This is a genomic window from Pseudomonas frederiksbergensis, assembly GCF_900105495.1.
Taxonomy (GTDB): Bacteria; Pseudomonadota; Gammaproteobacteria; order Pseudomonadales; family Pseudomonadaceae; genus Aquipseudomonas; species Aquipseudomonas frederiksbergensis.
Map to the genome: position 1 here is coordinate 5,744,327 of NZ_FNTF01000002.1, position 19,031 is coordinate 5,763,357.

Here is a 19,031-nt window from a genome sequence, read left to right on the forward strand (position 1 = left end):
ACGTGTTGCCCGGTCACCCACGCTCCGAGGGCACCGACGACAATTCGAACGGGCTGCTGCTGCGCCGCTGGTTGCGATCTTCCCGCGGTGTGGCACCGAAGAAATTGCGGTAGGCGCTGGAGAAGTGCGGCCCCGAGGAGAAGCCACACGACAGGCCGATCTGGATGATCGATTTGCTGGTTTGCATCAACATCTGCCGGGCCTTGTTCAGGCGCAGTTCCAGGTAGTACTGGCTCGGCACACGATTGAGGTATTGCTTGAAGATTCGCTCGAGCTGCCGACGGGACACGCACACATGCTGGGCGATTTCGTCGGTGGTCAACGGCTCTTCGATGTTGGCTTCCATCAGCAGCACGGCTTGCGTGAGCTTCGGATGGCTGGAACCGAGGCGGTTCTGCAGCGGAATGCGCTGGCGTTCGCCACCCTCGCGGATGCGTTCGACCACCAACTCTTCGGATACCGCACCGGCCAGTTCGGCGCCGTGGTCGCGGGCCAGTACAGCCAACAGCAAATCGAGTACCGACATGCCGCCGCACGCGGTCAGGCGATCGCGATCCCAGTCGAACAGATGGCTGGTAGCAATGACTTTCGGGAAACGTTCGGTGAAATCGTCTTGCCAACGCCAATGCACGGCGGCGCGATAACCGTCGAGCAAACCCAGTTGCGCCAATGGGTAAACACCGGCAGACAACCCGCCGATTACACACCCGGCGCGCACCAGTTGTTTCAGCCCACTGCTGAGCGCCGGCGCGAGCGAGGTCGGCGGCTCGTCGGCGAGCAGGAACAGTTTCTGGAAGTTTTCGAGCTTGCCGGCCCACGGTTCACCGGGCAATTGCCAGGCGCCTTCGGTCGGCGGTTCGGCCTGCAAAAACGACAGTTCGTAGACAACGTCAGGATGCACACGCTGGGCAACACGCAAGGCCTCCTCAGCCAGCGCAAGCGTCAGTGCTTTAGTGCTGGGCCAAATCAGGAAACCAATTCGATGGGCAGTCATGGCGGGCAATCCGAAACAAAGAACAGAATGAAGGCATGGGCCAAGGCTAGCCTGTAAATGAACACAAATCTTGAAACCGATGGAGATCAAATTGTGGGAGCTGGCCTGCCAGCGATGGCGGTGAGTCTGTGCCAGATGCAAACTGACCCACCGCTATCGCTGGCAGGCCAGCTCCCACAGGGATCGGGGCCGGCCTCTAAATCGCGAAGCATGCACTATCGCGGTGCACAACGGCAGTCCTGATTATTTCAAGCTGCCGGATAAAAATTGTTGCAGGCGTTCGGACTGTGGATTGACCAGCACCTCACGCGGGTTGCCGCTTTCTTCGACGACACCTTTGTGCAGGAATACCAGCTGGTTCGACACTTCACGGGCGAAGCCCATTTCGTGCGTCACCACCACCATAGTCCGGCCTTCCTGCGCCAGGGCCTGCATGACTTTCAGCACATCACCGACCAACTCAGGGTCGAGAGCCGAAGTCGGTTCGTCGAACAGCATCACCTCAGGCTCCATCGCCAGCGCACGGGCAATCGCCACACGCTGCTGCTCGCCGCCGGACATGTGGCCCGGGTAAGCGTCTTTGCGATGGGCCACACCGACCTTGTTCAGGTAGTGCTCGGCCTTCTCGCGGGCTTCGGTCTTGGACATGCCAAGCACATGGACCGGCGCTTCCATGATGTTTTCCATCGCGGTCATGTGCGACCACAGATTGAAATGCTGGAACACCATCGACAGGCGCGAACGCATGCGTTGCAGCTGTTTCGGGTCGGCCGCCTTCAGCGCGCCTTCCTTGTTGGCGACCAGTTTCAGCTCTTCATTGTTGAGCAGAATCTTGCCGGCATGCGGTTGCTCGAGCAGGTTGATGCAGCGCAGGAAAGTACTTTTGCCGGAGCCACTGGAGCCGATGATGCTGATCACATCGCCAGCCGCCGCTTTCAGGGACACGCCCTTGAGCACTTCGTGACTGCCATAGCGTTTATGCAGGTCTTGGACTTCAAGCTTGTACATGCGGTCGGTTCTCACAAAAACAGTCAGTCAGTCGTTGAGCAAGCGCCCGTGACGCAGCGCTTCGCGCCCCGCCACCTTGGCCAGCCAGAAACCGGGTTGGGCATAACGCAGCCGTTCAATGGCAAACAGCACCCCGGACGTACCAGCACACACCGTGCTGACCCGATCCGATAACGGATCGATCACTTCGAAAATCTCATCGCCGGCGTCAATCCACTCACCGGGTTTACGCAAGTAACTGATCACGCCAGGATGCGGCGCGAACAGCAATTCAGTGCCTTCGAACGGCATGCCTTCGCAAGCGTCTTGCGCAGGTTTTGGCCATTCGCCGCTGATCAAGCCTTGCTCGGCAAGGAATGCCAGAATGCCTTCGGCGTATGCGCTGGCTTCAGCGCGACCGGTATCGGCCTGACCACCCAGTTCAATGGTAGTCGCCAGGCAAGCCAGGGGAATCTGTGCATCCGGAAACAGACGCGACAAACGCAACCACGGCAGCGAGCAGGCTTCGTCAAACGAACTGCCGCCAGAATCTTCCGCCAGCAGGCCCACCTTCACGTCCAGGTGCGCGGCCAACGAACGCCATTGCGGCCAGTGTTGCGGCAAGGCGTACATGTGCAGCGCCGCTTCGGCATCGCAATGCAGGTCCAGCACCACGTCAGCGGTGCAGGCATGGCTGAGCAAAATGCGCTGCATGCCTTGCAACTGACTGGCGGCGGGCGGCAATGCGGCGAGCACATCGCTCATGGCCTGACGGATCAGCTGAATATTGGCGTGCGGATCATCACCCAGGTGCCCGTCCAGCTCGGCGGCCACTGGCGCGCTCAGCTCGACGAAATCCCGGTTGAAGTTCTTGCCGCTGCCCGCCTCGAAACGCCCTTGATGATTGCCCTGAAGCAGTTGGCCGAGGCCCAATGGGTTGGCCACCGGCACCAGTTCGATCACACCGTTGAGCAAGCCTTGGGCTTCGAGTTCGGTCAGGCGCTTTTTCAGCTCCCAGGCCGTGCGCATGCCCGGCAGTTCATCGGCGTGCAGGCTGGCCTGGATGTAGGCCTTGCGCTCGCCACTGCCGAAGCGGAACACCGAAATCTGGCGTTCGCTGCCCAAGTGGCTCCACGGCAATGAATGATCGATGCGTTCCATATCAGTGCTTCCGCGGGGCCAGATAGCCCAGCCAGCGGCGCTCGGCCAGTTTGAACATCCGCACCAGAATGAACGTCAGGCACAGGTAGAACACGCCGGCGGTGATGTAGGCTTCGAACGGCAAGTAGTACTGAGCGTTGACCGTGCGCGCGGCACCGGTGATGTCGATCAGGGTCACGATGGACGCCAGACTGGTGGTCTGCAACATCATGATCACTTCGTTGCTGTACTGCGGCAGCGCCCGGCGCAGGGCCGACGGCAGCAGGATGCGCTTGTACATTTTGTAGCGCGACATGCCCATCGCCTTGGCCGCTTCGATCTCACCGTTCGGCGTAGCGCGCAGGCTGCCGGCGATGATTTCAGCTGTGTAGGCGCTGGTGTTGATCGCGAAGGCCAGGCACGCACAGAACGTCGCGCTGGACAGCCATGGCCAAAGGAAGCTTTCACGAACCGCTTCGAACTGCGCCAGACCGTAGTAGATCAAAAACAGCTGCACCAGCATCGGCGTGCCGCGGATCACGTAGGTGTAGAGCCAGGCGCTCATGTTGACGGCCGCGTTTTTCGACACGCGCATCAAGCCCAGCGGCAACGCGCACAGCAAACCGAAAAACAGCGACAGCGCGAGCAATTTGAGAGTGGTCAGCAGGCCGCCGAAGTACAGCGGCAGGGCCTCCCAAATGACGTTGTAGTCGAAGATCATAGATCAGCCGCCCTTACGCCTACCGAGTAGCGCTTCTCAAGGTGACGCAATGCGAGCAACGAGACGCTGGTGATCACCAGGTACATTGCCGCTACTGCGAGGAAGAAGGTGAAAGGCTCGCGGGTGGCATCTGCCGCCTGCTTGGCCTTGAACATCATGTCTTGCAGCCCCACCACCGAAATCAGCGCGGTGGCCTTGGTCAGTACCAGCCAGTTGTTGGTGAAACCCGGAATCGCCAAGCGAATCATCTGTGGCACCAACACCCGGAAGAACACCTGAAAACTGCTCATGCCGTACGCCATGCCCGCTTCTGCCTGACCTTTGGGGATTGCCATGAAGGCACCGCGGAAGGTTTCCGACAGGTACGCACCGAAGATGAAGCCCAGGGTGCCGATACCGGCGGCCAACGGGTTCAGGTCGATGTAGTCGTCAAAGCCGAGCATCGGCGCGACGCGGTTGAGCAGGTCCTGACCGCCGTAGAAAATCAGCAGGATCAACACCAGGTCGGGAATCCCGCGGATCACCGTGGAATACAGGTCGCCCAGCCAGGCCAGCCAGCGAATCGGGGACAGACGCAGCGCAACGCCGATCAGACCCAGAACAATGGCCAGGACCATGGACGACAAGGCGAGCTGAAGCGTCAGCCATGCACCATCGAGGATGACAGCCCCGTAGCCTTTCAACATGATTCAGGTCCTCGAAAAGGGGGATGAAAAAATGGCGCAAACCTCAGAGATCCTGTTGCTTGCGCCATTTCGGTCTTGTCGCCGGGGCGTATTACTTGCCGTAGATATCGAAGGCGAAGTACTTGTCCTGGATTTGCTTGTACTTGCCGTTCTCACGAATGGCAGTGATCGCGGTGTTGATCTTGTCTTTCAGCGCGTCACCCTTGCGAACAGCAATACCGACGCCGTCGCCGAAGTATTTGACGTCGGTGAACGCCGGGCCAACGAAGGCGAAACCTTTGCCAGCGTCGGTTTTCAGGAAACCGTCATCCAGCAGCGTAGCGTCTGCCACGGTACCGTCGAGGCGGCCAGCAGCCACGTCGAGGTAAATTTCGTTCTGCGAGCCGTAAGGCTTGATCTCCGCACCCAGCGGAGCCAGGACTTCACGGGCGAAACGCTCGTGGATCGAACCACGTTGCACGCCGATGTTCTTGCCCTTGAGCTCAGCCAGGCTGTCGCTGACTGGAGTGCCGGCCTTCATGACCAGGCGAGCCGGAGTGTTGTAGTACTTGTTGGTGAAGTCCACGGACTTCTTGCGGTCTTCAGTGATCGACATGGACGACAGGATCGCGTCGATCTTGCGCACTTTGAGTGCCGGGATCAGGCCGTCGAACTCTTGCTCGACCCATACGCACTTGACCTTCATCTCTTCGCACAGCGCATTGCCGATGTCGTAGTCGAAACCAACGATGCTGCCGTCCGGCGCCTTGGAGGCGAACGGAGGGTAAGCTGCTTCGATACCGATTTTTACGGGCTTGTCATCGGCGAAAGTCGGCAGGGACAGCACGGACAGTGCCAGGGCGCCAAGCAGCACGAGTTTCTTCATCTTGGGACTCCATCGGTAAAGGGCTAAAACGGCAGAGTGAGCGATAGCCCAATATGCGAATGAGTGGAACCGCAAAGCGGTGCTGCGTCGGAGCAATTGCGCGCTTTTTTCAACGCGAGCAACAACGAGCGAGTGATCGGCATTCTAACGACAGGCCCGAAGCCGATATTTCTTCAATGCGACAACTAATTACAGAAGCACCGAGAAAGCCGCTTGGGCGCGTTGACAGCCTTGCAAATTCATGCAAGAGCAAAAGACAGTGAACCGATCTATGCTGCAAATTGCGGGCCTATTATTGGCAAACCCTTCTAATCCGGCAAGCGCAGCGTTGTGTCTTATTTTTTATGGCAGGTTCAGAGGCCTTGAAACGGGGCTTTGCGTTTCCCAATGCCTCGTTATTGGACGCACGGTTACACATTCAGTTACTTGAACGGTGACGGGTAACAGTGGGAAACACCCTACAAGCGAAATCGATAATTATTGGCTCCTCCGTCGATCGTTCCCACGCTCCGCGTGGGAATGCATCCCGTGACGCTCTGCGTCACAGCTCAACGGCGGACGCGGAGCGTCCATGGCAGCATTCCCACGCGGAGCGTGGGAACGATCGAAACCCCAGACAATAAAAAGCCCCGCCAGGCGCAATGCCGGGCGGGGCTTTGGTGACTCAGGAACGGCGGGTTAAGCGACGTTCATGGTCTTGTGCGTATCAATCAAGTGCTGCACCACACCCGGATCGGCCAGGGTGGAAATATCCCCCAACCCATCGTATTCGGCCGTGGCAATCTTGCGCAGAATGCGGCGCATGATCTTGCCCGAACGGGTTTTCGGCAGCCCCGGCGCCCACTGGATGACATCCGGCGAGGCAATCGGACCGATCTCCTTGCGCACCCAGTTTTTCAGCTCCAGGCGCAGTTGCTCGCTTGGCTCTTCGCCACCGATCAACGTGACATAGACATAGATGCCCTGCCCCTTGATGTCGTGCGGCACACCGACCACGGCCGCTTCGGCGACTTTCGGGTGGGCGACCATCGCGCTCTCGATCTCGGCGGTGCCCATGCGGTGGCCGGACACGTTGAGCACGTCATCCACGCGACCGGTAATCCAGTAGTAACCGTCTTCATCACGACGCGCACCGTCACCGGTGAAGTACATGCCGCTGAACGTCTTGAAGTAGGTGTCGACGAAGCGGTCATGGTCGCCATACAGCGTGCGCGCCTGGCCTGGCCACGAATCCAGAATCACCAGGTTGCCCTCGGCCACGCCTTCGAGGATGTTGCCCAGGTTGTCCACCAACGCCGGCACTACACCGAAGAATGGACGTGCCGCCGAACCCGGCTTGAGCGCATGCGCACCCGGCAACGGACTCATCATGTTGCCGCCGGTTTCGGTCTGCCACCAGGTATCGACGATCGGGCAACGGGACTGGCCGACGTTCTTGTAGTACCAATCCCACGCTTCCGGGTTGATCGGCTCACCGACCGAACCCAACAGACGCAAGCTGCTGCCATCGGCACCTTCAACGGCGGCCTTGCCCGACGCCATCATCGCGCGGATCGCCGTTGGTGCCGTGTAGAGGATGTTGACCTTATGCTTGTCGACGATTTTCGCCACCCGGGTGATGTCCGGGTAGTTCGGCACACCTTCGAACAGCAGCGTGGTCGCGCCATTGGCCAGCGGGCCGTAGACGATGTAACTGTGGCCGGTGACCCAACCGACGTCGGCGGTGCACCAGTAGACTTCGCCCGGACGGTAGTCGAACACGCGTTCGTGAGTCATCGCCGCGTACAACAGGTAGCCGGCGGTGGTGTGCTGCACGCCCTTCGGCTTGCCGGTCGAGCCGGAGGTATAAAGGATGAACAGCGCTTCTTCAGCGCCCATCTCTTTCGGCGCGCAGACACTGCCCGCCACCTTCATCAGGTCTTCGTACCAGATGTCGCGATGCTGGTTCCACTTGATGTCGCCACCGGTGCGCTTGCACACGATGACTTTCTGGATGCTGCTGGTTTCCGGGTTGGTCAGCGCATCGTCGACGTTGGTCTTGAGCGAAATCTTCTTACCGGCACGAATGCCTTCGTCGGCGGTGATCACCACTTTGGATTTGCAGTCGATGATCCGACCCGCCAGGGCTTCCGGCGAGAAACCACCGAACACCACCGAGTGAATCGCGCCGATCCGGGCACACGCCAGCATGGCGACCACGGCTTCGGGGATCATCGGCATATAGATAGTCACCACGTCGCCGCGGTGCACATCCTGGCCGCGCAAGGCGTTGGCGAACTTGCAGACTTGTTCGTGCAGCTCGCGATAGGTGATGTTGCGGCTTTCGGCAGGGTCATCCCCTTCCCAAATAATCGCCACTTGATCGCCGCGTTCGGCCAGATGACGGTCGAGGCAGTTGTAGGAAACGTTCAGGGTGCCGTCGGCGAACCATTTGATGTCGACATGGTGATCGTCGAAGGAAGTCTGTTTCACCGTGGTGAAAGGCTTGATCCAGTCGAGGCGCTTGGCTTGCTCGCGCCAGAAGCCGTCCGGGTTAACGACGGACTGCTGGTACATGGCCTTGTAGGTCGCCTCGTCAGTCAGCGTGTTGGCCAGAACCTCGGGACGAACGGGATACAGAGAAGCCGCACTCATCTTTGTTACCTCGGTGGAATAGTTGTTTTTGTATGACCCCAGTTGTAGCCGGGCCGGGCCTATAGAACCATTCGACGATGGTAGTAACAAGCCCCTACAAAATGTGGCTATACCTCACCGATGCGCTCAAGAGCGGTGATTTCAGGGGCTTTGGGCATTTATGACATTGGCTTCATCAGCCAACCAAAGGTCGCTTTTCAAGGATTGTTACAGGATCCGCCAATAGTGTTTATCAAAAGCACGGCTATATGAATGTAAACCCCACGCCTAAAATCAGCCTCGCCAACCAGGCAACGTGATTAACCAAGTTGCAGCCCCCACGAAGGCAGTTAATCCAAAACCAGTACTTAAGTTCTACACGCAACCCCAAAAAGGTTGCGTGACCCCATTCGACCTCTAAAAGGTAAATCTGAAATGAAAGCTTTATTAGTTCTGGCCCTCAGCAGCCTGTGCGCAACCGCCATGGCAGACGAGGCCCCGACTGATGTCGCACAGCAGCAACCCGCCGTTGAGGAATACACTTACTCCACTCACCTGGACATCGCCAAAGTTATCTCCATGAGCGAAATCCCGAACGTCTGCGAAGTTGTTCCGGCGAAAATGGAATACGACGACTCCAAAGGCCAACGCCACATTCTTCGCTACAGCGTCATGGGTAACGGCTGCTCTAACGGCTAATCACCCGCTCTCACCATCCCAAGGTTCGACCCACCCGCCCGCTATTAAGGCAGATGAAGCGCCGAACCTTATGTATCGAATTATACGATTGGTTTAAGCGCTTATTTGCGCTTTTTAATCAAATTAGCTGGCGTAGTATGAATTCCACACACCCAAGGCACAAAACGCCAACGAACCTGGAGCCACTACCATGAAAACCAAATTGATCCTCGCCCTGACCCTCTCTGTCCTGGCCGCTAACACCTTCGCCGCTGGCGGCTACGACCGTACCGGCTCGGCATTTTTCACTACCGAAGCGGCTGTCGCTTCTGATGGTTACGACCATACCGGCTCGGCGTCTTTCGCTGCCGATGGTGCCGATCACGTCGGTGCAGGCAAACTCGCTTCTGACGGTTTTGATCACACTGGCGCCGCCAAAGTCGCTGCTGACGGCTTCGACCACACTGGTGCAGCCAAGGTCGCAGCGGATGGTTCCGACCACGTGGGTGCTGCCCGCCTCAGCTGATCCTGAATGCGAACTCACAGCCCGGCTTCGGTCGGGCTTAGTTGTGTCTGGGAGCATCGAAAATTGACTCAAAACACAACATGTAGTGAAAAACGCAGTTTTCTGGCTGTTTTTTGAACAAAAAAATAGTTGGCCAAAATTTATGAAAAAAAATCTTCACGCCCGACATCCAGCCAAAGCCCTATAAACCCTCGCTCCGACCGAAAAACCCGCCTTCTCGACCGCTGCATGCGCGGATTCGCCCCACCACGACCGCGAAAATTTCCCTATAATGCCGCCTTAAACGGGCCTGCAATATTCCCTTACAGGGATAACAGCCAGTCTGAAGCCCACGCCGAAGTCTTCACCGATTTCTGCGCCCGTCAGAGGCTCTCGGAACCCCGTACAAATTTATGTTTATTTGCCTGCGTGTACCGCTGCAAAAAACGCTATCCAACGCGGCCAGTACGGCCGTGTGAAAAACCAACCAATCAGTTTTCACACGGGCATCTGGCCCTCACGCAGGAGACGACACGTCATGCTGAGCTGGGACGAATTCGACAAAGAAGACAGCGGCGAAACCGTTGTAAAAGGCGCCAACGCTGGCCACGCAACTGAAGCCAACATGGACCGCCTCGACACCGCCGGTGGCGTCGCGGCTCAAGAAGCCCGCGCTGTAACCGCGTCCGACTCCGCCGCAATCGCCCGTGCAAAAGCTGCCCTGGACAACCTCGACATCGCCGAAGGCCTCGCCGAACTCGAAGGCGCCTCCGCCCGTGTGGCCGTCGACGAAAAGCGCATGATCAACTGCCGCGCCGACCTTAACCAACTCGTACCCTTCAAGTACGACTGGGCCTGGCAGAAGTACCTGGACGGTTGCGCAAACCACTGGATGCCGCAAGAAGTCAACATGACCGCCGACATCGCCCTCTGGAAAGACCCGGAAGGCCTGACCGACGACGAGCGCCGCATCGTCATGCGCAACCTCGGCTTCTTCTCCACCGCCGACTCCCTGGTTGCCAACAACCTGGTGCTGGCCGTGTACCGCCTGATCACCAACCCGGAATGCCGCCAGTACATCCTGCGCCAGGCCTTCGAAGAGGCGATCCACACCCACGCCTACCAGTACTGCATCGAATCGTTGGCCATGGATGAAGGCGAGATCTTCAACATGTACCACGAGATCCCATCGGTCGCGAAAAAAGCCACCTGGGGCCTCAAATACACCCGTTCGATCTCCGATCCGAAGTTCGAAACCGGCACCGTCGAAACCGACAAAGAGTTGCTGCGCAACCTGATCGCCTACTACTGCGTTCTGGAAGGCATCTTCTTCTACTGCGGCTTCACCCAGATCCTCTCCATGGGCCGCCGCAACAAAATGACCGGCGTCGCCGAGCAGTTCCAATACATCCTGCGCGACGAATCCATGCACCTGAACTTCGGCATCGACGTGATCAACCAGATCAAAATCGAAAACCCACACTTGTGGGACGCTGAAATGAAGGAAGAAGCTTCGCAGATGATTCTGCAGGGCACTCAGCTGGAAATCGAATACGCACGGGATACCATGCCTCGTGGGGTGTTGGGCATGAACGCAGCGATGATGGAGGACTACCTGAAGTTCATCGCTAACCGTCGTCTGTCGCAGATTGGGTTGAAGGAAGAGTACCCAGGGACGACTAACCCGTTCCCTTGGATGAGCGAGATTATGGACTTGAAGAAAGAGAAGAACTTCTTTGAGACTCGGGTTATTGAGTATCAGACTGGTGGGGCGTTGAGCTGGGATTGATTCCGGCTGAACCGAGCACTCGTGAAAAGACCGCCGAAAGGCGGTCTTTTTTTATCCATTAGAAATGCAGTTCTAATCATCATTACTGTATCGATGCCTATCAAAAAAAAGACCTGCACCGAAAGAAAGAAGCATGATCGGCAAAGCGTCAAGATCAAACCCATCGATCTTTGGCACCACTATAAAAGCAGCCACCCCACCCAAGACAAATGCGCTGATACCCAACCATTTCCTGTACCGGTACGGTCTAACGAAAAACCCCAGAATGAGAGCAATACCCAACAATAGCCCGTAGCCCAAATATTCACTCATCGCTTGCCTCAACCTTTTGCCTTGATAATCATCGATGAAGTCGAATGCTGGGGGCCTATGCCGCCTTGGGCTCTTGCATCGACACTGACAATCACATCACCCGCGTGATAAGTCGGCAACTGCTCAAGCGCAAACATATGACCTGCTTTACCTAACACAGGACCAGAAATAAAACCGTAAGGCAGAACTCGAGCCACAGCAGCACCGAAGACACCAGCGGTCATATTGGCAATGCTCATCCGCTGTTCATTGAGCGTATCCGCGTGTGCCCGAGTCAACGGGCTGGATATCCCGACCATCATGGCGCAAAGCCGGTCCTTTGCGAGCATTCGTTCGTAGAGGTCGACTACTAAATTATTAACTTCAAAATGTGCAGTTTTCGTCTCGTATAGATAAAGCTCTCTAAGTCGGCCTCGATCACTCGGCTCAACCGTAAAGTGCACGATAACGAAAGAAATTCCATGACGACCAAAATACTGACTTCGTTCCAGTTTCATGAAAAAGTCCTTTATTTGAGTAATGGCATGGATAGTCCTTTATTTCGTGCTGTTGTAGGTCCTGCCACAGGAAAAGCAAAAAAGGCTTACGGAGTTTTCGGATACGTCCTACATACTGCTTATGTGCTTGATTTTCAGTCTTCGAAGCATTCGGTAGTTAGTGGCGGCGTCTTTGTAGGATCAATTGAGCGATTCGTCGGTCTTTTACGTAGGAATTTTCGTAGACAGTCGTAATGGCCACTCAGTATCGTCCGAGGGTATTCAGCCCTCGGCGATTTTATGGACACGGAAAAGAGCAACAGCGATTGGAGTGACGTGGAGATTCAGGCTGCGGTTGATGCCTATCTCAGCATGTTGTCCCGCGAGCAGAGTGGTCAGAAAGTCGTTAAGACTGAGGAGAACCGCATCCTGCGTGAGGGAGCCTTAGCCGGACGGACCAAAGGGTCGGTTGAGTTTCGGATGCAGAACATCTCTACCGTGCTGGAGGAGTTGGGTCGAGCTCGCATTGCGGGCTACAAACCCGCCAAGAATGTCGGCGCCAATGTAGCGCGAAGCATTCGAGAAGCGCTCAACGCTCCAAGTACTTTGACACCTGAGGATTTTGCCCCGACGGCGGACGAGGCAACGCTGGAAAGGCGATCTGCCAAACTTGAAAAACAACCGATTAAAGACGTGCCGAAAGGGATTGAGAGACCAGAACAGACTCAGTCCAGCGGAAAATCTTATGTTCGCGATCCTGAGGTAAGAGCTTGGGTTCGCCAACAGGCTAACGGTAGATGCGAAGGCTGTGGCGAGCCTGCTCCGTTTGAAAAGGATGGCAGGCCGTTTCTTGAGGTCCATCACGTTAAGCATTTGGCACAGGACGGTTCGGATCGGCCAAGCAATGCCGTGGCGCTGTGTCCGAACTGTCATCGACGTTGTCACCATTCCGGTGACCGGGATGAGTTCACTGCCTCACTGTTTCAGAAGGTGGAACGGTTGAAGTTTGAGTGATTGGGCCTGTAGAACTTCATCGGCACATGCGCACGAAGACGGCGAGCGATTTTTGTTCTGGTTCTGACTGTCAAACCTGCTCTACAACGTTTTTACCCAGCCTAAGCCGATCGCCGCCCATGGCCCCTCGTTCACTTGTTCATCATCTCGCTATGATGTGCGTCTCCTTCCATCGCGTCCTTGCCATGGTCGGAAAGCTGGGCATCAAACCACTGGTGAAGCGCCGCTATCAAGGCTGGATCCGAGGTCTTGAAGGCCAATTCGGCGCCATCTTCGATGTCTTTGTAGGTGATCGCCATTTGCCCAGGCTTGGCGGCTTTCAGGTCTGCCAGGCCAGGCATGTCTTGGCCATGGATGTGCGCCGGACCTGAGAAGTCGCCCTTGAGAAACCGCTCGCGGATGTCTTGAAGGTGCTGGCGAACCCACTGCACTTGGGCAGCATCCGCAGGCTTTTTGACGACCACTTGCTGAATGCCGCCTTCAGCGGTCTTGGTGAAGACATGGGTCGTCGCTGCGAGGCTGAACGGCATGACATCCTTGCTGCGACCTGCAACCTCGGCTTGCCGTTGCGCGTCGTTCGAATGATCCATGGTCTGAGCGTGAAGGTTTGCAGCAAGCGCCGAGAGAACGATTGAGGCGATGGCGGCTTTTAGCACGGTCTTTCTCCGATGTTGGAAGGGGGTGAGCCGACGCTGGCGCGTCAATCCAACAGGCGCTTCAGCGCTGCGACCCCAACAGGTGGCTCCGCCGTCCAGGGCACCACGATGACATCGTGGCTGGTTTGGCCTGCAACCCGCGCCATCTGCTTGCGCTCACTGTCCAGGCGCGCTCGCAGCAGCGGGTCATCGGTGTCTGTGGCCAATAGAGACTTATTGACCACCCAGGCAAACGGTTCGATTTTGGCCCTGCGCAAGTCATCCTGCAGTGCTGCCGCCTGAGACACCGGTGTGGCTTCGGGCAGCGTCACCAGGATGATTTTGGTGTAGTGCGCATCTTGCAGGCGCATCAAAGGCGTGACGATGTGGTCCGAGTCGCCTTTGAATTCCCGAACCATCTGGCGGTGATAGGCGCCTGTGGCATCCATCAGTAGCAGTGAGTGACCCGTGGGGGCGGTGTCCAGCACCACGAACGACGTTCTGGCTTGAGCAACCACGCGGGAGAACGCGTGGAAGACCGCGACCTCTTCGGTGCAGGGGGATCGTAGATCCTCGATGAGCAAGGCTATTTCATCGTCCGTCAGGGTCGGCGCGCGGGAGGCGACGATCTTGTCCACGTATTTTTGGGTCTCGACCTTGGGGTCGATGCGGCCAACGTCGAGCCCTTGCACATCGGCGTTGAGGGTCACCGCCAGATGCGCCGCAGGGTCCGTGGTGCTCAGGTGCACGGACTTGCCGTGCTGTACCAGGCCCAGGGCGATGGCGGCGGCAATGGTGGTTTTGCCTACTCCCCCTTTGCCCATGACCATGATCAACCCGCGCTCGTCATTTGCAAGCTCGGCAACCAGTTCCGAGAGGGTGTGATGTTCCAGGGGTGAGCGCGCTTGTGTTGCAGCCGTTGTTGGCCTGGCAAGTTCCGGGGAAAGCAGACTGCGGAGCGCGGGCAAGCCAACGGAATCTACAGCCTTGAGCGAAATGTAGTCGGCTGAAAGCTGGCGCAGCGACGTGGGCATCTCGTCGAGCGCCTGCTGGCCGATCGCTTCGATGGCGGCTGCGATCGGGTCATTCAAGTCGCTGCGTTTGAACACAGCGTTCACCACTAAACGCTGGTTTTCCAGACCCAACTCACGGAGCTCGTCGGAGGAACGCGCAGCCTCGCCCAGTGCGCCTTTGTCAGGGCGAGCCACTAGCACAACGGTGGTCAGGGCTGGATTGTTCAGCGCCGCCAACGCCTGATTGAAAAGCTGCTCCTGCATTTTCAACCCCGAGTGCGGCCCCAGGCATGACGCACCACGATCATTGCCTTCCAAAAATCCGCTCCACGCTTTGGGCAGGCTCAACAGCCTGAGCGTGTGCCCCGTGGGCGCGGTATCGAACACGACATGATCATAGGCCGCGCCCCCCTGTGACAGGAGGTGGGAGAACTCATCGAACGTTGCGATTTCGGTCGTGCATGCTCCCGAGAGTTGCTCTCGCACCAGAGCAATATCTTGATCGCTGGTCTGGGCGCCCATTTGCTCGACCACCCGGGCCCGGTAGTCGATGGCAGCGGTCCCGGGGTCGATGTTGAGCACGAACATTCCAGGCACGTTCGGCACCGCTACAGGCTGATTGCTCAGCTCGACACCGAGCATCTCATCAAGGTTAGAGGCCGCGTCTGTGCTAACCAGCAGCACCTTCTTGCCTGCATCAGCCAAGGCGATTGATACCGCAGTGGAAACCGACGTTTTGCCAACCCCGCCCTTGCCAGTGAAGAACATATATTGGGTGGGCTGATCGAGCAGTTTGATGGTGGACTGCATGGCACGTTAGCCTCGCTACGGAGCACAATTGAGGCTCAGAGTTTAGACCGATGCTCAGCAGCGCCAACTTTATCTGAAAAACATTCAGTGCAACCCGCCCCACCTCCCGCTATTAATACCCTTCCCCACTCAAGGACCCGAGCCCGCCATGAAATTCGACCTCGCCTACTGCCTCAGCCTCGACGACAAGCTGTCGATCTATGACGTGCGCGATTTGAATTTCGACGAGACCATGGATTTCGACTCCGCCAAAGAGCACTTCCAGTGCCCCAACGATGCCTGCCGTTTGACCTTCGATGCGGCGAATGTGTTGACGACGTTCAACGCCAAAAACGTGAATTACGTTCGCACCCCGCACTTCAAGAACACGCCCAGCACCCGGCATGTGGCGGATTGTCCTTATGTCAGTCTCAAGGCGTCGGCGTCAGGTGTGGACGGTGCGGAAACGGATGACAGTCGCGAGGAGCATTTCCCGTCGGAGTTGTTGCTGACGCGGCGTGAGTATGTGCGTAAGCCGTCGAACCTGGCGGTGGCGGCTGATGTGATGCGGGACGATCCGAAACCGCCTTCAGCGGCCAGTGACGTCGAACACCCGAGTCGCCAATCAGCACCGGACAAGACCAGTGTCTTCGCCCACCCGGTGGAGTGTTTTGTGTCGAACTTCGAGGACAAGGAGTTGCTCAAGCGCATGCCGCTGAAGATTGGCGAGCACACGGCGCCTTATGGGTCGTTCTTCAAGAAGATCGAGTATCTGCAGGACAACAAGGGGCTGATTTACTGGGGCAAGATCAAGGAGATCAAGGATTACACGCAGAGTTTTCGCATCGATTTCGAACAGAAGGTCTGGTTCAAGCAAGCCGACGAGGCGAAGAAGAAGCCTTATTCAGTCAACGTTTACCTGAGCAAAAAGCTGATCGACAACTACCGCAAACGCAAAGCGTTTCTGGAAGAGATCAAGCACGCCAGTGAGAGCGGGAAAGAGTTGTATTGCTTCTTTTATGGTGTGACACCGGAGTTGAAGCAGGTACCGAGCAAGAAAAACCCCGAGCAGACGTTCGGGGTGTTCAGTGCGAATATTGAGAACCTGGATCACTTTATTATTCGTGAGGCGCCGGGGCTCAAAGGTTAAAGGATCGGGGCACGGCGTCATTGCGACGGCTCATTGCGCTTCGAGATTAAGCTGCCTTACGGCCTCCCGAATCTCCCGTTTCGCTTCCTTGTGCCGCTCACGGGCTGCTTGTATGCCAAGCTCATCAAGGCCGCCGTAACGGCTTAACCAGTGAACGATCATTTCCTCATCCGGGAAGAAGTAATCCTTATGCTCTTTACCACCTCTCAGGTAGTTGTTCATGTCGGCATCGAAGCGGCCTGCCGAGAACTCGTCGGGGGGTAAAGAACCTTGTTCGGCGGCACATCCCTCAAACACCCAGGCGATGTCATTGATGTGTTTCTGCGCACCGCGATGTCCGCGCTTGTAAAACACGTACTCGCGACAACTCTCTTGGAATCGCTCCGCTATCAGTTCATCGTTGAACCAATGAAGTATGTCGTGTTGCCCCGCATGCTGAATCACGCCGTTTATCCAACGCTCGGAAAAACGTTGAACGAAACCTACGATGTCCGCTTTTTTCGCGTCCGCAAAAATCATGCAATAACGAGTTTTTACGTGAATGACGTACAACACATGCTTGCGTTGAACAGTGACGGCGTGAACCAGCCACTGTTCCGCTGACTCATCAGGCACATCATCTTCAATGACGGACGATGGCGGTTTGTCCACCGGGCTGATTTTTTTACCCTTGTGCACGCGGCTGAAGAAGTTACTTGCCGCTTCGGTGCAATTGAAGATCCACATCCATCTTTCTCTTATAAAGGGCTGGTTGATAACTATCTTCAGTCCTACCGTACGTTCTCTTCAACCCATTCAAGCTTATCGGGCTGGCGAATAACGTCAGCAATCTCCTCCCTTGCCGCTTCGCTGAGAACCGACAGCTCCGCATCGGTCAGCAAGTCGTGCTTGACCATCAATCGCAAAGCCATGAGTGCACTAGAACGACTGGAGGGGTCGAAAGTCCGGACGATATCCTTATCCCGATCACTTGACCCACATACCCAGCATCACCAAAACCAGTAAACCAACATACACCCGCGCATGCATTCGATCCGGTATCCGCCCAATCCACGGCGTGGCCAACCGAATCCCCACCAGCGACCCCACCGTCAACACCGCAAACGCCATCACATCCACATAGCCAACAAACCACGGCCCAAGATCAAACTCGGTAAACCCAGCCATGGCCATGTAAGTCAGCGTCCCGGCCAGCGCCACGGGCAAACTTAGCGGATTGGCCATGGACGTCGCCTGGGACATGCTCAACCCACAACGCCGCAACAACGGCACGGTCATGACGCTGCCGCCTACGCCGAGAAACGTGGCGATGGTGCCGATTCCTACACCGCCGCCAGACACTTCTGCCCTTCCCAATCGCCGTGGGATGGCGGTGTCTGGCGCTGTAAGAAAGCCGCGTCGCAACAGGCAATCCGCGATGGTCACGCCCAGGTACGCGATGAAGGCATAGCGGATCACCTCGCCACTGGCCCACATCGCCGCGACGGCGCCCACTACCGCGCCCACGCCGATAAACCCGCCCAACGGCCACAGGTAATGACGAATGAGATTACCGGCGCGGCAGTGTTTTCCGGTGGCGATCGCTGCGTTGACGATCATCACGCAGGTCGAGGTTGCCACGGCAATGTGCATCGCCGATTGGCTGACGGGGTCGTCTGTGCCGTGGCTGGCCATGAGCATGCGGTACAGCAATGGCACGACGACGAAACCGCCGCCGAAGCCGAACAGCACTGCGGTGACGCCGGTCATGCAGCCGAAGAGTGCCAGCAGAAGATAGAACATGGAGGTCGTCCGTTGGTTGAGAGCGGTCGACGATAGAGCGATGCGCCTTGGCCTGCTTCAGCAAGTCAGCCAATAATGCTCGCGTTTACGCCAACCACTGGGACTGCTCGATGCGCAATGTTTCGATTGATCTGCTGGACCACACGCCACGGCCGGTGGTGGCCATCGGTACTGATTATTCCCACGGCCATTTGTTGCCTCGTCATACACATCGGCGGGCGCAATTGTTGTACGGCGCCACGGGGGTAATGCAGGTGAGCACGCACGACGGCAGTTGGGTGGTGCCGCCGCAGCGGGCGGTGTGGATTCCGCCGGGAGTGGCGCATGAAGTGCTGATGCTGGGGGTGAGCACGCGCAGTGTGTACATCGAGCCGGGGGCGGTGGATCTGGGGGATCGTTGTCAGGTGATCAGCGTTTCGCCGTTGATGCGGCATTTGCTGATGGAGGCGGTGGAGATCCCGCTGGCGTATGACGAGCGCGGGCGCGACGGTACGCTGATCGGCTTGCTGCTGCATGAACTGGCGCGCAGCACTCACCTGCCGTTGCACATTCCCCTGCCCGTCGATGCGCGGCTGCTCGCGTTGTGCCAGGGCTTTGTGCAGCAGCCCGACGCTCATCAGTCGCCACAGCAATGGGCCGATCATTTGCATATCAGCCTGCGAACTTTCAATCGCCTGTTCCGCCAACAGACGGGCCTGAGCTTCAGCCAATGGCGCCAGCGAGCCTGCGTGGTACTGGCGCTGGCGCGGCTGGTGGTGGGAGAACCGGTGACGCGCATTGCCCTGGATTCTGGCTATGACAGCCCGGCCGCGTTTTCCACGATGTTCCGCCGCGTGCTGGGACAGGCGCCAACGAACTGGCTGGACGGGACGAGATAGAACC

The 19,031-nt window shown here is 57.4% G+C and carries 19 protein-coding genes; 6 read left to right on the forward strand and 13 right to left on the reverse strand.

Features of this window, described 5'->3' with window-relative positions:
• Window positions 1-13 precede the first annotated feature (13 nt).
• The 7 genes from argR to acs form a co-directional block, all read right to left on the reverse strand.
• Window positions 14-994 (reverse strand): transcriptional regulator ArgR, encoded by a 981-nt coding sequence (argR, locus tag BLW70_RS27040; protein WP_074879226.1) that lies wholly within the window; start codon window positions 992-994, stop codon window positions 14-16.
• Between the two features lie 243 nt (window positions 995-1,237).
• A complete protein-coding gene (locus tag BLW70_RS27045; protein WP_074879228.1) occupies window positions 1,238-2,002 on the reverse strand; it encodes an ABC transporter ATP-binding protein in 765 nt (254 codons plus the stop codon).
• A gap of 27 nt (window positions 2,003-2,029) precedes the next feature.
• Window positions 2,030-3,142: a succinylglutamate desuccinylase/aspartoacylase family protein gene (locus BLW70_RS27050; protein ID WP_074879231.1), complete on the reverse strand. Its 1,113-nt coding sequence runs from the start codon at window positions 3,140-3,142 to the stop codon at window positions 2,030-2,032.
• Between the two features lies 1 nt (window position 3,143).
• Window positions 3,144-3,842 carry an ABC transporter permease gene (locus BLW70_RS27055; protein WP_074879233.1) on the reverse strand — a complete coding sequence of 233 codons (699 nt, stop codon included), beginning with the start codon at window positions 3,840-3,842 and terminating at the stop codon, window positions 3,144-3,146.
• A complete protein-coding gene (locus BLW70_RS27060; protein ID WP_008154330.1) occupies window positions 3,839-4,528 on the reverse strand; it encodes an ABC transporter permease in 690 nt (229 codons plus the stop codon). The genes BLW70_RS27055 and BLW70_RS27060 overlap by 4 nt, the downstream gene beginning before the upstream one ends.
• A gap of 91 nt (window positions 4,529-4,619) precedes the next feature.
• Entirely contained in the window at window positions 4,620-5,393 is a 774-nt protein-coding gene (locus BLW70_RS27065; protein ID WP_007904821.1) for an ABC transporter substrate-binding protein, read from the reverse strand.
• Between the two features lie 678 nt (window positions 5,394-6,071).
• Window positions 6,072-8,027, reverse strand: coding sequence for an acetate--CoA ligase (gene acs / locus BLW70_RS27070; RefSeq protein ID WP_074879235.1), 1,956 nt, complete (start codon window positions 8,025-8,027; stop codon window positions 6,072-6,074).
• Between the two features lie 414 nt (window positions 8,028-8,441).
• Between acs and BLW70_RS27075 the strand changes: the two genes are divergently transcribed.
• The 3 genes from BLW70_RS27075 to BLW70_RS27085 all read left to right on the forward strand — a co-directional run bounded on the left by BLW70_RS27075 (window position 8,442) and on the right by BLW70_RS27085 (window position 10,978).
• Window positions 8,442-8,705 carry a DUF2790 domain-containing protein gene (locus BLW70_RS27075; RefSeq protein WP_059404905.1) on the forward strand — a complete coding sequence of 88 codons (264 nt, stop codon included), beginning with the start codon at window positions 8,442-8,444 and terminating at the stop codon, window positions 8,703-8,705.
• Window positions 8,706-8,895: 190 nt separating this feature from the next.
• Window positions 8,896-9,210, forward strand: coding sequence for a hypothetical protein (locus BLW70_RS27080; RefSeq protein WP_074879237.1), 315 nt, complete (start codon window positions 8,896-8,898; stop codon window positions 9,208-9,210).
• A gap of 517 nt (window positions 9,211-9,727) precedes the next feature.
• Entirely contained in the window at window positions 9,728-10,978 is a 1,251-nt protein-coding gene (locus BLW70_RS27085; protein ID WP_008034875.1) for a ribonucleotide-diphosphate reductase subunit beta, read from the forward strand.
• A gap of 320 nt (window positions 10,979-11,298) precedes the next feature.
• On the opposite strand, the gene BLW70_RS27095 is transcribed toward BLW70_RS27085, so the two are convergent.
• A complete protein-coding gene (locus BLW70_RS27095; protein WP_074879241.1) occupies window positions 11,299-11,787 on the reverse strand; it encodes a hypothetical protein in 489 nt (162 codons plus the stop codon).
• Window positions 11,788-12,066: 279 nt separating this feature from the next.
• Between BLW70_RS27095 and BLW70_RS27100 the strand changes: the two genes are divergently transcribed.
• A complete protein-coding gene (locus BLW70_RS27100) occupies window positions 12,067-12,780 on the forward strand; it encodes an HNH endonuclease (protein ID WP_074879243.1) in 714 nt (237 codons plus the stop codon).
• A gap of 131 nt (window positions 12,781-12,911) precedes the next feature.
• On the opposite strand, the gene BLW70_RS27105 is transcribed toward BLW70_RS27100, so the two are convergent.
• Window positions 12,912-13,370, reverse strand: a complete 459-nt coding sequence (locus BLW70_RS27105) for an aspartate carbamoyltransferase (RefSeq protein ID WP_218022569.1) — start codon at window positions 13,368-13,370, stop codon at window positions 12,912-12,914.
• A gap of 110 nt (window positions 13,371-13,480) precedes the next feature.
• On the reverse strand, window positions 13,481-15,238 hold the full coding sequence (arsA, locus tag BLW70_RS27110; protein ID WP_074879247.1) for an arsenical pump-driving ATPase: 1,758 nt from the start codon (window positions 15,236-15,238) through the stop codon (window positions 13,481-13,483).
• Between the two features lie 148 nt (window positions 15,239-15,386).
• Between arsA and BLW70_RS27115 the strand changes: the two genes are divergently transcribed.
• Window positions 15,387-16,367 carry a hypothetical protein gene (locus tag BLW70_RS27115; RefSeq protein ID WP_074879249.1) on the forward strand — a complete coding sequence of 327 codons (981 nt, stop codon included), beginning with the start codon at window positions 15,387-15,389 and terminating at the stop codon, window positions 16,365-16,367.
• A 30-nt stretch (window positions 16,368-16,397) separates the two neighbouring features.
• Here the strand turns inward: BLW70_RS27115 and BLW70_RS27120 are convergent, their stop codons facing one another.
• The 3 genes from BLW70_RS27120 to BLW70_RS27130 are packed head-to-tail and all read right to left on the reverse strand — an operon-like array spanning window position 16,398 to window position 18,149.
• Entirely contained in the window at window positions 16,398-17,093 is a 696-nt protein-coding gene (locus tag BLW70_RS27120) for a DUF6933 domain-containing protein (protein WP_074879251.1), read from the reverse strand.
• Window positions 17,094-17,137: 44 nt separating this feature from the next.
• On the reverse strand, window positions 17,138-17,278 hold the full coding sequence (locus BLW70_RS27125) for a hypothetical protein (protein WP_235865026.1): 141 nt from the start codon (window positions 17,276-17,278) through the stop codon (window positions 17,138-17,140).
• A 55-nt stretch (window positions 17,279-17,333) separates the two neighbouring features.
• The gene (locus BLW70_RS27130) at window positions 17,334-18,149 is read right to left on the reverse strand and encodes a sulfite exporter TauE/SafE family protein (RefSeq protein ID WP_074879253.1); all 816 of its coding nucleotides are present in this window, start codon (window positions 18,147-18,149) and stop codon (window positions 17,334-17,336) included.
• A gap of 110 nt (window positions 18,150-18,259) precedes the next feature.
• Between BLW70_RS27130 and BLW70_RS27135 the strand changes: the two genes are divergently transcribed.
• On the forward strand, window positions 18,260-19,027 hold the full coding sequence (locus tag BLW70_RS27135; protein WP_074880831.1) for an AraC family transcriptional regulator: 768 nt from the start codon (window positions 18,260-18,262) through the stop codon (window positions 19,025-19,027).
• The last annotated feature ends 4 nt before the right edge of the window (window positions 19,028-19,031 follow it).